General features: G+C 60.7%; 13 protein-coding genes. 3 read left to right on the forward strand and 10 right to left on the reverse strand.

Features of this window, described 5'->3' with window-relative positions; translation table 11 throughout:
• Positions 1-8: 8 nt before the first annotated feature.
• The 5 genes from E7681_RS15590 to E7681_RS15610 are packed head-to-tail and all read right to left on the reverse strand — an operon-like array spanning position 9 to position 6,159.
• Entirely contained in the window at positions 9-1,616 is a 1,608-nt protein-coding gene (locus E7681_RS15590) for an acyl-CoA carboxylase subunit beta (RefSeq protein ID WP_136340196.1), read from the reverse strand.
• A complete protein-coding gene (locus tag E7681_RS15595) occupies positions 1,613-3,004 on the reverse strand; it encodes a phenylacetate--CoA ligase family protein (protein WP_136340197.1) in 1,392 nt (463 codons plus the stop codon). The genes E7681_RS15590 and E7681_RS15595 overlap by 4 nt, the downstream gene beginning before the upstream one ends.
• Positions 3,005-3,031: 27 nt before the next feature.
• On the reverse strand, positions 3,032-4,192 hold the full coding sequence (locus E7681_RS15600; protein WP_136340198.1) for an acyl-CoA dehydrogenase family protein: 1,161 nt from the start codon (positions 4,190-4,192) through the stop codon (positions 3,032-3,034).
• Between the two features lie 9 nt (positions 4,193-4,201).
• The gene (locus tag E7681_RS15605; protein WP_050685888.1) at positions 4,202-4,981 is read right to left on the reverse strand and encodes an enoyl-CoA hydratase/isomerase family protein; all 780 of its coding nucleotides are present in this window, start codon (positions 4,979-4,981) and stop codon (positions 4,202-4,204) included.
• Positions 4,978-6,159, reverse strand: a complete 1,182-nt coding sequence (locus tag E7681_RS15610) for an acyl-CoA dehydrogenase family protein (protein ID WP_050685898.1) — start codon at positions 6,157-6,159, stop codon at positions 4,978-4,980. Before E7681_RS15610 ends, E7681_RS15605 begins: the two co-directional genes overlap by 4 nt.
• A 128-nt stretch (positions 6,160-6,287) precedes the next feature.
• On the opposite strand from E7681_RS15610, the gene E7681_RS15615 reads away from it, so the two are divergent.
• Both E7681_RS15615 and E7681_RS15620 read left to right on the forward strand, forming a co-directional pair.
• Positions 6,288-8,288 carry an NADPH-dependent 2,4-dienoyl-CoA reductase gene (locus E7681_RS15615; RefSeq protein WP_036051597.1) on the forward strand — a complete coding sequence of 667 codons (2,001 nt, stop codon included), beginning with the start codon at positions 6,288-6,290 and terminating at the stop codon, positions 8,286-8,288.
• A gap of 26 nt (positions 8,289-8,314) precedes the next feature.
• The gene (locus tag E7681_RS15620; RefSeq protein ID WP_136340199.1) at positions 8,315-9,835 is read left to right on the forward strand and encodes a class I adenylate-forming enzyme family protein; all 1,521 of its coding nucleotides are present in this window, start codon (positions 8,315-8,317) and stop codon (positions 9,833-9,835) included.
• Between the two features lie 461 nt (positions 9,836-10,296).
• Here E7681_RS15620 and E7681_RS15625 read toward each other — a convergent pair whose 3' ends face one another.
• On the reverse strand, positions 10,297-11,001 hold the full coding sequence (locus E7681_RS15625; protein ID WP_043753650.1) for a glutathione S-transferase family protein: 705 nt from the start codon (positions 10,999-11,001) through the stop codon (positions 10,297-10,299).
• Positions 10,998-11,432 (reverse strand): DoxX family protein, encoded by a 435-nt coding sequence (locus tag E7681_RS15630; RefSeq protein ID WP_136340200.1) that lies wholly within the window; start codon positions 11,430-11,432, stop codon positions 10,998-11,000. The genes E7681_RS15625 and E7681_RS15630 overlap by 4 nt, the downstream gene beginning before the upstream one ends.
• 98 nt (positions 11,433-11,530) lie before the next feature.
• On the opposite strand from E7681_RS15630, the gene E7681_RS15635 reads away from it, so the two are divergent.
• Positions 11,531-11,959, forward strand: a complete 429-nt coding sequence (locus E7681_RS15635) for a MarR family winged helix-turn-helix transcriptional regulator (RefSeq protein ID WP_232237122.1) — start codon at positions 11,531-11,533, stop codon at positions 11,957-11,959.
• 88 nt (positions 11,960-12,047) lie between these two features.
• On the opposite strand, the gene E7681_RS15640 is transcribed toward E7681_RS15635, so the two are convergent.
• The 3 genes from E7681_RS15640 to E7681_RS15650 all read right to left on the reverse strand — a co-directional run bounded on the left by E7681_RS15640 (position 12,048) and on the right by E7681_RS15650 (position 14,035).
• A complete protein-coding gene (locus E7681_RS15640) occupies positions 12,048-12,548 on the reverse strand; it encodes a DNA-3-methyladenine glycosylase I (RefSeq protein ID WP_136340201.1) in 501 nt (166 codons plus the stop codon).
• Between the two features lie 305 nt (positions 12,549-12,853).
• The gene (locus E7681_RS15645; RefSeq protein ID WP_168733230.1) at positions 12,854-13,267 is read right to left on the reverse strand and encodes a PaaI family thioesterase; all 414 of its coding nucleotides are present in this window, start codon (positions 13,265-13,267) and stop codon (positions 12,854-12,856) included.
• A 63-nt stretch (positions 13,268-13,330) separates the two neighbouring features.
• The gene (locus E7681_RS15650; protein ID WP_223228098.1) at positions 13,331-14,035 is read right to left on the reverse strand and encodes a helix-turn-helix domain-containing protein; all 705 of its coding nucleotides are present in this window, start codon (positions 14,033-14,035) and stop codon (positions 13,331-13,333) included.
• Positions 14,036-14,039 lie beyond the last annotated feature (4 nt).

The following is a 14,039-nucleotide window of genomic DNA, read 5'->3' on the forward strand; positions in this document are numbered from 1 at the left end:
TTCGCTCCTCACATCCTGAACACGCCGAATTTGGTTTCGACCTTGGGTCTGCGCGATGTCACATCCAGCATCAGCGCCATGACGTCACGGGTCTCACAGGGCTCGATCACGCTGTCGATCCAAAGGTTGGAAGCAAAATTATAGGCCCCCTGAAAATCTTCGTATTCCTTGCGGATCGGTGCCTTGAAGGCTTCCTCCTCCTCGGGGGTCCAGCTTTTGCCTTCGCGTTCGTTGATCTGCGCGCGGACCTGAGCCAGCACGCTGGCGGCCTGTTCCGGCCCCATGATTGCCGACCGTCCCGTCGGCCAGGCAAACATTGCGTCCGGCTGGAACGGGCGGCCCAGCATGGCCAGGTATCCCGCCCCATAGGAGCCGCCGGTGATAATGGTGAATTTCGGCACCCGGGCCGAAGACATGGCCGTGATCATCTTGGCGCCAGCCTTGGCAATGCCCATCTGCTCGACCTCGCGGCCCACCATGAAGCCGTTCACATCGGCCAGGAACAGCAGCGGAATATCACGCTGGACGCAGAGATTGATGAAATGCGTGGCCTTCAGTGCGGCTTCGACGAAAAGCACGCCTGTATTTGCGAGAATACCGACCTCGTGGCCGTGGATGCGGCCCCAGCCGGTCATGATCGTGTCGCCATAAAGCGGTTTGAATTCGTGAAAATCGCTCTCATCGACCAACCGAGCCACGATTTCGCGGTTGTCGGTCGGCACCTTGGGGTCGCGGCTGATGAGTCCATAAATCTCTTCGACCGGGTAGGCGGGCGCACGGGGCGTTTCGGGCGTCTTGCGGGGTTGGGGTTTTTCGCCAAGATGGCTGACAATTTCGCGCGTGATGGCCAGAGCGTGGGCGTCATCTTCGGCCAAATGGTCTGTCACACCGGAGACGGACGAATGCATCTTGCCGCCACCCAGTTCTTCGGCTTCGACCTTTTCGCCGGTTGCGGCAAAGGTCAATTCCGGTCCGCCTAGATACATAAAGCCCTGACCGCGCACGATCACCACTTCGTCACAGAGCGCGGGGATATAGGCACCACCCGCGGTGCAGGGCCCCATGACCACGGCGATTTGCGGCACACCATCGCCAGACATGCCGATCTGTTGGTGAAAGATGGAGCCGAACTGGCCTTCGTCGGGGAAAAGGTTGGCCTGGTCGGGCAGGAAGGCACCGCCGGAGTCCACGAGGGTGATGACGGGCAGGCGGTTTTTCCAGGCAATTTTCTGTGCCCGGACGTGTTTGCGGCAGGTGATCCCGAAATAGGTGCCGCCCTTTACGGTGGCATCATTGGCGATGATCATGCACTGACGGCCTTCGATCACGCCAATACCGGTGATGATGCCGGCGCCGGGTGGAACTCCCTTGTGCATATTCAGTCCGGCCAACTCGCCGAGTTCCAGAAATGGTGTGCCCGGGTCGATCAGTCGTTCGATCCGTTCGCGCGGCAGGATTTTGCCTTTGTCCACATGACGTTTGCGCGCCATTTCGGGGCCGCCGACGCGCTGTAAGAGCCGGAGGGCATGTAGTTCATCGACCTTTTCGCGGTAAGACACGTCGTTGGCGCGGAAGTCGTCCGACGCGGTGTCGAGAAGGGATTTCATTCTAGTCATGGCAGGTCTGGATATTTCCTGAGAACGAAGGCGACCTTGGCGGCGCCAGGTTTTTCGAAAGTGTCGGCCGCAACCAGGTGAACGTCGGCCTTGAAGACCAAGGATTCGCGCAGGCGCTGCTCGATTTTCTTTTTGAGGGTGACGTCATCGGCCGGATCGCGATTGGGGCCGCGTTCGACAATCACCGTCAGCGCGCCCTGCGTGGTGTGGCCCTCGAAATCGGCCACGATGCGCATGACGCCATTGGTGTCCGGCACCATTTCGGTAATGACGCTGTTGATCGCCGACGGGAAGACATTGGCCCCCCGGACGATCAGCATGTCGTCGGTCCGGCCGGTACAGCGGATCTTCGGCCCGGTGCGGCCGCAGGAGCATTCGGTATCGATCACTTCGATATAATCGCCTGACCGGAACCGCACGAGCGGGCTCGCCTGGCGGCCGAGCGCGGTATAGACCATCTCGCCCTCGGCACCTTTTTCCCAGGGGATGATTTCGCCGCTTTCGGGGTCGAGCAATTCGGTGATGATATAGTCCATGTTGACCATGTGCATACCCGACTGGGCGTCGCACTCGGCCCAGTATGTCACGCCCAGATCGGTGCCGCCCAGCATCTCGGTGCATTTCGCACCCCAGGCCTTTTCGATCTTTGCCCGAATTGCGGGAATGCCGCCGCCGGGTTCGCCGCCGACGATCACGCGCTCGATACCCAGTTCGCTGGCCTTGCATCCCAGCACCTCGGGAGCCTTTTCGGCCAGGTGCAGAACAAAGTTCGGAGCGCCGACCACGCAACGCGGCCGCGTGTCTGCGCAGGCGCGCAGCAGACGTTCTGCACCGCCATCCGCCCCCACCGGCACATCGATCGTGCCCATGTACTGCAATCCCTGCATCACCGGGATGCCGCCGACAAAGCCCTTGGCCAGCGAAAACGCGTGCAACACCATATCGCCCGGTCGCACCCCGTTGGCGAAGAAGCAGCGCGCCGTCATCTCGTGCCACATTTCGGCGTCGGATTCGGTCAGGGCCACATACGAGGGGCTGCCGGTGGTGCCCGACGAGGCCTGCATCTGGATGATGTCCGACATTGGTGCCGCGCGGTGCTTGCCGAAGGGCGGTTCCGCAGCAAGGCTTTCGCGGATCTCGGTCTTGTAGGTGTAAGGCAGCTTCTGCAGGTCTTCGATGCTGCGAATCTCGTCGAAATCGACACCGGCGTCGGCGAACTTTTCCTGATAGAAGGTCGAATTCGACTTGAGATAGGCCATCTGGTCACGCAGCCGCTCTTCCTGAATACGGCGCACCTCGTCGAGCGGCGTGCCCTCGATCGCGTGCCAGAAGCGATCATTTACCTTGTCGGCGGCATCCTCCCGCCGGAAGCGCATTCCAAATTGCATGTCGTTCTCCGTTCCAAGCCGTGGCGATCAATAGGATCGTGGCAGGCCCATGACCTTTTCGCCGATAAAGCTCAGGCACAGTTCGCGGTTCACCGGCGCTGTGCGCAGCAGGCGGACCAGCGGGTACATTTCGTAAAGTCCCGTATCTTCGGTAAAGCCCGATCCACCATGCGCCTGAAGCGCCGCGTCGACCGCTTCGATCCCGGCTTCGGCGGCGGCATATTTCGCCATGTTCGACGACGCACCGGCAGGCAGCTTGTTGTCGAACTCCCATGCCGCGCGCCGGGTCATCAGACTGGCCATCTCGACCGCTGTGTGCGCCTTGGCCATCGGATGCTGCACGCCCTGGTGCGCACCGATGGGTTGGCCGAACACATTGCGCTCGGAGGCATAGGCCACGCCCTTGTTCAGGGCGAACCGGCCGATGCCGCAGCACAGTGCGGCCAGGATGATGCGTTCGGGGTTGAGGCTGTCGAACAGAATCGAGAATCCTTCGTCAACTTCGCCGACCACATCCTCGGGGCCGAGATCCACCTCGTCGAAGAACAGTGTCCACTGCTCCTCGGGCAGGGGGATCGAGATCTTCACCCGCTGCTTGTCGACGCCTTTTTTCTTCAGATCGACGGCGAACAGGGTAAAGCCGTCGGTCTTGCGGCTGACCTCGGTATGCGGTTTGGTCCGCGCCACCACGAGGCAGTAGTCGGCCACTTCGGCCCCGGTGATGAAGGTCTTTTCGCCCGACAGGCTGAACCGGTTGCCTCGACGCTTGGCAAGCGTAGTGGCCTTCATCGTGTTCGACCCGGCCCCCGGTTCGGTGATCGCGAAACAGAACTGGATATCACCGCGGCAGGCGGCCGGCAGTAGCTCTTTCTTGTGGAATTCGCTCCCGTGGCTGGCGATATGGGCCAGCGACATGGTCGGCCCGACCACCATCATCAAAAGCGGAATGCCGTGATTGGCGGTGCCTTCCATGAACAGGGCCATTTCGGTCATGCCAAGGCCCGCGCCGCCATATTCCTCGGGCACCATGATGCCGAGGAAGCCGTCATCGGCGATCTGGTGGAACATTTCGTGCGGAAACTCGTGCTTGCGCGCGTGTCTCAGCCAGTAATCGTTGTCGAACTTCTGCGCCAGCTGGCCGCCATACTCGTAAATCTGGCGTTGTTCGTCGTTCAAAGTGAAATCCATGTTCTGTCCTCAGGCCTTGAATCTGGGGGCGCGCCGGTTCTCGAATGCGTCGAGGCCCTCGGCCACGTCATCGCTGGGCAGTGCACGCACGGCGGCATCGCGCTCAAGCCGCATCTGTTGGTCGATACCAAGGTCCGCGCCTTCACGCGCCAACCGCTTCATCTCGGCGATGCCGGGACGTGAACGGGTGGCGATCTTCTGGCAGTATTCCAGCGAGATCTTGTGCAGATCCGCATCCGGCACGACGTAGTTGACCAGGCCGGCCTCTTTGGCCTCGTCCGACTTGAGCCAGCGGGCCGAGAACATCAGGTCGAGCGCCCGGCGCTGCCCCATCAACCGTGTTAGCCGCTGCGAGCCACCCCAACCGGGAATCAGCCCGAATTGCGCGTGCTGATCGCCAAACTGGGCGCTTTCGGCCGCGAAACATACATCGCATGCCAGCATCAGTTCGATCCCGCCGGCCAGACACAACCCCTGCACTGCCACCACGACAGGGAGGGAGGAGGTTTCGAGCGCACGCAGGTTGTTCATGCCAAAGGCGATGAAATGGTCCAGCGCGGCGGGATCGTTCAATTTACCCTTCACTTCCACCAGATCGGCGCCGGTGCAAAAGTGCTTGCCCTGCGCCCGGATGAGGATCGCCCGGATATCCGGGTTCGCCTCGAATTCCGCACGCGCGACAGAAATACGCTCATGCACCTCAAGTGACAGGCAATTGAATTTCTCGGGGCGGGCCAGTTCGATGATGCCGGTGTTGCCCTCGGAAGTGACGAGGATGGGGTCGCTCATTTCGCGGCTCCCTTCGCCTTCTTGTCATACTGCAGCGCCATGCGACCGACCTTTTCGCGGGCGATCACCAGCTTCTGGATCTGCGCGGTGCCGTCACCGATCTGCAGGCCGAGCACATCGTTGTAGCGCTGGTGGTGGGGCAGGTCGGTGGTGTAGCCGTAATGTCCGTGCAGGATCAGGCACTGGTGAAGGATCTCGCAGGCGGTTTTGGGCAGGTACCACTTGCACATGGCGGCCTGAGAGGTGTGCGGCAGGCCACGGTCGCGCAGGTCCAGCGTGTAATAGCAAAGCTGGCGCATCATGGTCAGTTGGGTCTCGGCCTCGGCCAGGGGAAAGCTGACACCCTGATACTGCACGATCGGGGCTCCGAATGCCTCGCGCTCCTGAACGTAGGCCCAGGTTTCATCCACCGACGCTTGCGCGGCCCCCAGGCACTCCAGCCCGATCAGTGCGCGGGAATAGTCGAAGCCCGCCATGATCGTGCCAAAGGCACGGTCCTGTTCCGCCATCATATTTTCGGCCGGAACGAAAACATCGTCAAAGAACACCGACCCGCGCCCGACAGGCTTGGTGCCGATGTCGTCAAAATGGGTGCGCTTGATGCCTTCCTGGTTCAGATCGACGAAAAAGGCGCTGACCCCGCGTGAGCCGCCGTTAGGATCGCCGGTACGGGCAAAGACGACCGCCGCATCCGCCTGACTGGCAAAACTCATGGATGTCTTTTCACCGTTCAGCCGCCAGCCGTTGCCGGATTTCTCAGCTCTCAGAATCAGGTTCGCCGCATCCGAACCGCCGCGCGGCTCTGTCAGGCCCAGGCCAATGACCGCATCACCCGAAACAACCTTGGGCACCCATTCCGACGCGATGTCCTTGGAGGCATGTTTGGCAACCATTCCGCCCATGAGAGAGCCCAGAAGCTGCACGTAACTTGCGTTGAAATCGGCATAGGCGATCTCTTCGACGATCAGCCCTGACGTGACAGAGCTTTCGCCGAGACCCCCGAATTCCTCGGGCAGATCGGCCCCGATCAGCCCCAGTGCGCCCATCTCCTTGATCAGCGCACGGTCGAATGTATGGCCGCTGGCGCGTTCTTGATATGTGGGCGCAAGCCTTTCAGTTGCGAAGCGCTTTGCGGTCTCGCGAAACGCCTTCTGATCGTCTGTAGGCTGGAATTGCATCGGTGCTCCTCCCCATGAGCGAAAATCTTCTTTCCAAAAAAATCTAACAAATGTTAGAATGTAGATCAAGTGCAGTTTTGAGGAGGAGAACCAAAGTGAAAAATAGACCAGATGGAAGCTTTGAAACCATGCTCTCGCCCATCCGCGCAGGCCAGCATACGTTGCGAAATCGTGTCATCATGGGGTCGATGCACACGCGGTTGGAAACCGAGCCCGACGGCATAGCCAAACAGATCGCATTTTACGCCGAGCGTGCGCGGGGGGAGGCGGCGATTCTGGTCACCGGCGGGTTTTCGCCCAATGCCGAGGGCATATTCGATCCAGAAGGTCCGAGAATCGATGACCCGGAAGAAGCGCTTGACCTGCGCCCGATCTGCGAGGCGGTGCAGGCCGAAGGCAGCCTGATCTGCGCACAACTCCTCCACGCCGGGCGCTATGCCAAGATCGAAGGGTGTGTGGCCCCGTCGCCGATCCGCGCTCCGATCAACCGTTTCATCCCGCGTGAAATGACCGAAGCCGACATTCTCCGTACCATCGAGGATTTTGCCGTGGCGGCCGCCAATGCGCAGGCCGCAGGCTTTGATGGCGTCGAGATCATGGGGTCCGAAGGATACCTGATCAACGAATTCACCGTCACCCACACCAACAAGCGCCAAGACGACTGGGGCGGCAGCGCCGCGAACCGCCACCGATTCCCGGTCGAGATCGTGCGCGCGGTGCGCGAACGTTGCGGCCCCGACTTTCTGGTCATCTACCGGATTTCGGCGGCCGATCTGGTCGAGGGCGGCGCGCCCGCCGATGAAATTGCCGCACTGGCCCGCAAGATCGAGGCTGCGGGTGCGGATATCCTGAACACCGGCATCGGCTGGCATGAGGCCCGCGTGCCGACGATCGCCTACCCGGTGCCGCGCGGTGCCTGGCGCAAGGCGGCAGCCAACGTCAAAGCGGCGGTGTCGATCCCGGTAGTCGCCTCGAACCGGATCAACACACCCCAGCTTGCAGAAGACATACTTGCCTCTGGCGATGCGGACATGATCTCGATGGCGCGCCCGTTTCTGGCCGATCCGCATTTCGTGAAAAAGACGCGCGAGGGCCGCGCAGACGAGATCAACACCTGCATTGCCTGCAACCAGGCCTGCCTGGATTTCATTTTTTCGGACCGGCCGGTCGGATGTCTGGTCAATCCAAGGGCCGGGCGTGAAACGGAATTCCGGGATACGCCAACCGACACGCCAAAGAAAGTGGCCGTCGTTGGCGGTGGTGCCGCGGGCATGGCCACAGCCGCCGAGGCGGCGCGGCTGGGCCACGATGTCACCCTGTTCGAAGCGCAGGACAAATTGGGCGGTCAGCTGAATCTGGCCCGCGCCGCACCAGGCAAGGACGAATTCGACGAAACCCTGCGGTATTATGCCGGTCAGATGCAGAAACACGGGGTCACGCAGCGTCTGGGACAGCGGGCAGAGGCGAGCGATCTTGAGGGATTTGACCATGTGGTCATCGCCACCGGGGTCACGCCGCGCATTCCCGACCTGCCGGGTATCGACCATCCCAGCGTCGCGACCTACGCCGAAATTCTGTCCGGTGACCGCGAGGCGGGCGACCGTGTCGTGGTGATGGGGGCGGGGGGCATCGGTCATGATGTGGCCGAGTTCCTAGTGACCAAACCCGCCGAGACCGCGAATTCCGACGTCTTTTGCGAAACCTGGGGTGTGGACCCCGAATTTGTCTCCTCGGGTGCCCTGGCGGGCGACCCTCTGGCACCGAAGCCGTCGCGCCGCAAGGTCGTCATGCTGCAGCGCAAGACCGCTAAACCGGGCGCGGGGCTTGGTGTTTCGACAGGGTGGATCCTGCGCAACGCGCTGCGCAAACATGGGGTCGAGGCAATGGGCGGGGTGACCTATGAACATATCGACGATGCGGGGCTGCACATCGTCGCGGACGGAAACCCGACGGTCATCGCAGCCGATACAATTGTGCTGTGCACCGGTCAGGAACCGGAACGAGCCCTGGCCAAAGAGGTTGTAGCGCGCGGCGTCCCGGTTACGATGATCGGCGGGGCAAAGGAGGCCGCCGAACTGGATGCGCTGCGCGCCATTGATGAGGGCGTGCGCCTGGCGCAGGATCTCTGAACCGAGGCTCGGGCAAGGGGGAAACTATGCTGACCGACGTCATCCGCGCGGGGCGCGCTGATCTGTATTCGATCTTTCGAACCCGCGCACATGACTGCGCCCGCGCCCTCGCCATCGAGGACGGCAGCAGGAAACTGACCTATGCAGAACTGCTGGAGCGGGTCGATCGTCTGGCGGCTGTCTTTCTGGCACGAGGCGTGGCGCCCGGAGACAGGATCGCGATCCTGTCGCATAACCGCTCAGAATACCTGGAGGTCGAACTTGCAGCAGCGGGAATCGGCGCGATCGTCGCCTGTCTGAACTGGCGGCTTGCCCCCGATGAACTGCGGCACTGCATCGATCTGGTCGAGCCGGTTCTCGCGGTTGTCGAACCGGAACTTTCAGAAGCTTACCGCGCCGTCGCGTCGACACCCTGTCTAACCGTCGGGCCAGACCTGGAAACGGCCATTGCCGGGGTCGAGCCGGACCCGCGCACCGGAACCATGGTTGACGACCCCGAGGCCGGTCTGACGATCCTCTATACCTCGGGGACCACGGGCCTGCCCAAGGGGGCGCTTATCAGCCACCGCGCGCATATCGCCCGATCCATGGTTTTTGCGGCGCAGCTGGCGCTGGATCCCGGCGACGGGTTCATCGCCTGGGCGCCGATGTTCCACATGGCCTCCACCGATCATGCGCTGGCAACGATCCTGCGGGGCGGGACCGTGGTGATGGTGGACGGGCTGCAGCCCGCCGTCATCAACGAGGCGCTGTCACGCCACAGGATCGGCTGGTTCGTGATGATGCCCGGGGCACTGGAGGCTTTTATTAACGAACGGCACGCCAACCCTTTGCCGCTGAAGGGGATCAAGGTTTGCGGCGCAATGGCTGATCTGGTGCCGCCGCATCAGATCGCGGAACTGACCGGTCTTCTGGACACGCCCTATCTGAATTCCTTCGGGGCGACCGAAACCGGCCTGCCGCCGGGAACCGCCGATCTGATCGCGCCGGGTGTGACCCCGGACCGGCTGTCCAAGCGCATCAGCGCCTTTTGCGAGGTGCGGCTGGTCGATCCCGACGACCGCGAAGTCCCCGATGGAACGCCGGGCGAAATGGCGCTTCGGGGTCCGACGCTGTTTTCCGGGTACTGGAACGCCGACGACACCAATGCCCGTGACTTTCGCAACGGCTTTTTCCACATGGGCGATCTGTTCCGGCGCAATGCGGACGGCACCGTCGACTTTGTGGATCGGGCGAAATACCTGATCAAGACCGGAGGTGAAAACGTCTATCCGGCGGAAATCGAACGTGTGCTTCTTTCTCATCCCGATGTGATCGATGCCGCCGTGGTAAGGGCCTTCGACGCGAAATGGGGGGAAAGCCCGGTGGCCTTTGTCGCCTGTGACGATGACGGGCCGGATGCCGAGGCGCTGCTGAACTTGTGCCGCGAAAGCCTCGCTGGCTATAAGCGACCACGCGAAATTCGCTTCATCGCGTTCGAGGATTTTCCCAGATCGACCAGCGGCAAGATCCAGCGGCATATCCTCGAAGCCCGGCTCGCAGATTAATTTTCGCTCTGACCCGATCGTCAGCCAGCCACGCCAGTTCGCCCCAATAGCGATAAAAGCGTTCTTATCCTCGTTGCCACGAGCTTCTTATCCCCGCCCTTTGGAGTAACCCCCTGAAAGTGATCCACCATCTGGGATAGATTGACCCGCGATTGAAGCGCAGCCCTCTGTCGGACTACACGGCTAGGGTTTTCCGGGTGTTTGAGCTCAGGAGGATTCGTAGATCCCTGAGCCATTCATCAGTGCGATCGGTGGTTTGTTCCCGGTTGCGCTGTGGGGGCAGCAGTAACCCGGCGCATCGCACGGACGGGCATGGACTGCCGGCAATTGCCGGTTGGGGCTGCTGCGGGCCTTCAAGGGAAAGTCGGCGACTATCCGATGTGCGGGACAAAGCGGACATTCGCCAAGCGACCTCAAACGTCCGGTTCTGTACTGCGGCCCGACAAAACGATATCAAGTGATCAGCGGTCAGCCGATCGCACCTGTGTAACTGTCTTCTTCGGCCCTCCTGTCTGCATGATCTGGGACAGGTAAGAATTGCGCCGTCTGATGAAGTCACGCAGAAGGGTCGGGTAATCTTCACTGACGGCATTCTTCACAGAAACCCGACGCTCCAGTTCATGTCGCCAGGCCCTTACACGGGCAAGCCCTGTGAAGACGCCAAACTCTCCGATGGTGTCAAAAACGTCGAAATAGCGGAAGACCGGGCCGAATACGACATCGACGAGGCTGAACCGGTGGCCATCGAACCATGGTCCCTCCCCAAGCTCCGCGTCCAGCCGAAGGAACTTTGCGCGGAGCGCCGCCACTTTTTCTTCCAACGCTTTCTCGTTCGGCGCCGAGTAGAACCCCGCAATGTCGTTCAAGACAGCAGATCCAAATTCAATCCAGGCACGGTGGCGGGCGCGATCGAGAGCGTCGTGCGGATGAAGCGCGTGGGGTTGTGTATCCTCAAGATATTCGAGGATAACCGCAGATTCGAAAATCGGCGTCCCGTCCACAACCAGGACAGGCGTCTTGCCCAGCGGAGATATGGCAAGAAACCAGTCGGGCTTGTTCGAAAGATCGATGTCAGTTCTCTCGAACGTGACACCTTTCTCAGTGAGCGAGATCGCCGCGCGCTGCACATATGGGCAGAGCGCATGGCTAATGAGGTGGAGGCTCATGTTGTCTCTCCCGCCATCTGCACGTTACCGGGCGCGAAGGAAGGGCTGAGGGCGAAACGGCCGTCGCCCAGAAGCCCTTGCACGATGGCAAGCAGCGTCAGATAGGCCGGGTATTCCCACCCGCCGTTCTCGTATCCGAACATCCAGCCGTTTCCGGAGTGAGCCCAGGTCGCACCGGCCAGGATGGGCACGGTCGCCGACGCGACCCACCGAGCCTGTACGCCGAGGACCAAAAGGGCACCGACAATCGCCTCGACTGCAAAGACCATATAAGCAAACCAGCCGGGCAGCCCGATCGAAATGAAGAACTGCGCCGTTCCGGGAAGTGTGAAAATGAAGAGCTTGAGAAACAGGCTGTGCGCCAGGAACATGATCCCGAGTGCTATACGGAGCAGGAATATCCCAAATTCTGTGAGGTGCGATTGTGACATGATATGATCCCATATGTCGATGCAGTTGCATCTATATATAGCGCGTCACATGCGATGTCAAGGTTGATGCACTTACATGTACATGATAGGTGCTGGATATGAACGAGATTGACCATGCTACTGAGGCCGCCTGGACAGCCCTCATGACTAAAAGCCGCGTTTTGCTTGAGGCTGTCGAAACGTCTCTGAAATCGGCAGGATACCCGCCAATTGCATGGTATGACGCGCTTCTCGAACTCGAGAAGGCTGGCCCGGACGGACTCCGGCCATTCGAACTCAAAGACCGGATTTTGTTACCCCAATACGGTACCTCGCGGCTGCTGAACCGTATGGTGAAAGCAGGGCTGGTGAACCGACAGGACTGCTTGGAAGATGGGCGAGGTCAAAACATTTCTATCTCTGAAAAGGGTAAATCTGTCAGGAGGGCGATGTGGCCGATCTATGAACGGGTTCTGTCGGAAAGGATCGGCGCAAAGCTGAAACCCAAAGACGCCGCTCAATTGGCCTCGCTACTCTCAAAGCTCTGAAGTCTAGGTCGACTGACGCGAAACCTGTCTGTGACTTTCCACGCTAAGTGGCCCTGAATTTTTTTCACGTTAATTGGCCGACAGTTGCCTATGTCGGTGTGCGAAGGGTGTTTCGGGCTGTTTCGACGTCCTTTCGCATCCAACAGACCTCTGCGTGATCGTTGATAAATCCCATGGCCTGCATGAATGCATATACGGTGGCCGGCCCCACGAATTTGAAGCCAAGCTTTCGTAGGTCTTTGGACAGGGTCTCGGACGCTGGTGATTTGGACCGCATTTGTGGCAGTGCGTCGTCCTTGGCAGGTTCATATAGCCAGATGAATGCGGCGAAGGAGCCTTCCTCTTGGACGACCTCGAAAGTACGGCGAGCGTTGTTGATCACGGCTTCGATCTTGCCTCGATAGCGAACAATTCCTTCATCGGCAAGTAGGCGCTTAATGTCGTTGTCGTCAAAGTTCGCAACTCCCCGAAAGTCGAACCCGGCGAAGGCAGCACGAAAGTTCTCGCGCTTGGCCGGAATGGTGCGCCAGCTCCGCCCTGACTGGAAACTCCGGCGTGACGGCAGCCCATCGGCACCGTGGGCGTCCATCCGTTCCAATTACGGTTGCAGCATCAGGCCGCTGCCGCATAAACTTGAACAGAAACTGAACCAGATCCTCCGTTACGATACAGTCTCAGCTCTCCGAAAAACCCTGACGAGGGACAATCGGCGACCGCACTGCTAAAGGCTAACATTACCGCTTGGCAGGTCTGAACCTGCTGGCGGCGATCTGGATACCGCGCGCGCCTACGGGAAACGGTTGGCCGAGGTCGCGAGCCGCTGGAACAGCTGATCCAGCTGTCTGAATAATCGGCCCGGCCGCCCGGATCGGATGTGCTGCGGCCGGGTTGCGCTCAGTCCGCGACCCCCGCCCGCCCGATCAGCGCCATGAGCGTTCCGGTCATCGTTGCGACGAGCTTTTCATCCTGGCTCTTCACGGCATAGGCACGCGCCTCGCATATGGTCAGCGTCCTGCCTGGTTTCACCACGTCAGCGACGAAGCGAAACCGTTCGCCGTCCGCCGGGTTGAGTAGGTTGATCTTGAATTCGGCCGTCAACACTGCCGCGTCCGCTGGCATCAGCGAAAAGGCCGCGTATCCGCAGGCGCTGTCCAGCGCTGTCGACACGATTCCGGCATGCAAAAACCCATGCTGCTGGGTCAGTGCAACCTGATGTGCCATTTCCAGAACGATGCGGCCGGGTAACAACTCGGCAATGCTGATCCCCAACGTGTTCATCACCTTCTGGCGATCGAAACTGTTGCGCACGCGTGCGTCATAGTCGGGGTTTTTCGGTTTGAATTATGTCATGGCGGGTCTTCCTCTTCGATTTCATTCGTCAATGACCAATCTTAGGCGGTCTTTGAGGCGCGTATCTTGTAGCGAAAGGTCAAAACGACGCGGAATAGACAGAGCGCGCAACGCGCCGGGCGGTTTGCCGGCGAAGATCCGGCAAGCGGCGGACAAGTGAGATTGATCGTAATATCCGGCGTCCAGCGCCAGATCGCTCAGCGGCAGGGTCTTTGACGCAAGCTGCCCGAGAGCCCGGCGAAAGCGTCGCAAGGTCGCAAGCCGCCGCCGCGACACGCCGGTTTCCGCCCGCACCTTTCGACGTTTGGTCCGGTCGCTGTAAGCTCCGGTTGGTGCGGCAAAGCTCAGGTCTCTCGCAAGGCCGTCAAGCACCGCGATGAGCGCAGGCAGGTCATCGTCCCCGGTCTGAATCCGGGCCAGTTCTGAGGCCAGCATGTCCAGCCCTTTGGAGTCGGGAAATCGCTGCGGTCGTGACGACAGTCGCAGCCCGGCCACGACACCCTGGAATGGCCTTGGGCGGGGCGAAAAATAGGGGCGCGGTTCTGCCAGCGATACGCGCCCGCCGCCGCTGTCGTCGCGCGTTACCGAAAGGGTAAAGAGGTCGGTTGCGAACCGCCCGCGTCCACCACCGCTCAGCACACCGGTATCGCGGAACACGAACAAATGGTCGATCTGTTTGGCCGCTTCCTCAGGCGGCGCCAGTTCGAGATAAAGCGGCGCCGCCATCAGG

The sequence above is a fragment of the Thalassobius vesicularis genome (assembly GCF_004799325.1).
GTDB classification, from domain to species: Bacteria; Pseudomonadota; Alphaproteobacteria; order Rhodobacterales; family Rhodobacteraceae; genus Thalassobius; species Thalassobius vesicularis.

Bases quoted from the DNA above. Each gene is read 5' to 3' on its own strand.
- E7681_RS15590 (WP_136340196.1), bottom strand. From the start codon at position 1,616: ATGACTAGAATGAAATCCCTTCTCGACACCGCGTCGGACGACTTCCGC.
- E7681_RS15595 (WP_136340197.1), bottom strand. From the start codon at position 3,004: ATGCAATTTGGAATGCGCTTCCGGCGGGAGGATGCCGCCGACAAGGTA.
- E7681_RS15600 (WP_136340198.1), bottom strand. From the start codon at position 4,192: ATGGATTTCACTTTGAACGACGAACAACGCCAGATTTACGAGTATGGC.
- E7681_RS15605 (WP_050685888.1), bottom strand. From the start codon at position 4,981: ATGAGCGACCCCATCCTCGTCACTTCCGAGGGCAACACCGGCATCATC.
- E7681_RS15610 (WP_050685898.1), bottom strand. From the start codon at position 6,159: ATGCAATTCCAGCCTACAGACGATCAGAAGGCGTTTCGCGAGACCGCA.
- E7681_RS15615 (WP_036051597.1), top strand. From the start codon at position 6,288: ATGCTCTCGCCCATCCGCGCAGGCCAGCATACGTTGCGAAATCGTGTC.
- E7681_RS15620 (WP_136340199.1), top strand. From the start codon at position 8,315: ATGCTGACCGACGTCATCCGCGCGGGGCGCGCTGATCTGTATTCGATC.
- E7681_RS15625 (WP_043753650.1), bottom strand. From the start codon at position 11,001: ATGAGCCTCCACCTCATTAGCCATGCGCTCTGCCCATATGTGCAGCGC.
- E7681_RS15630 (WP_136340200.1), bottom strand. From the start codon at position 11,432: ATGTCACAATCGCACCTCACAGAATTTGGGATATTCCTGCTCCGTATA.
- E7681_RS15635 (WP_232237122.1), top strand. From the start codon at position 11,531: ATGAACGAGATTGACCATGCTACTGAGGCCGCCTGGACAGCCCTCATG.
- E7681_RS15640 (WP_136340201.1), bottom strand. From the start codon at position 12,548: ATGGACGCCCACGGTGCCGATGGGCTGCCGTCACGCCGGAGTTTCCAG.
- E7681_RS15650 (WP_223228098.1), bottom strand. From the start codon at position 14,035: ATGGCGGCGCCGCTTTATCTCGAACTGGCGCCGCCTGAGGAAGCGGCC.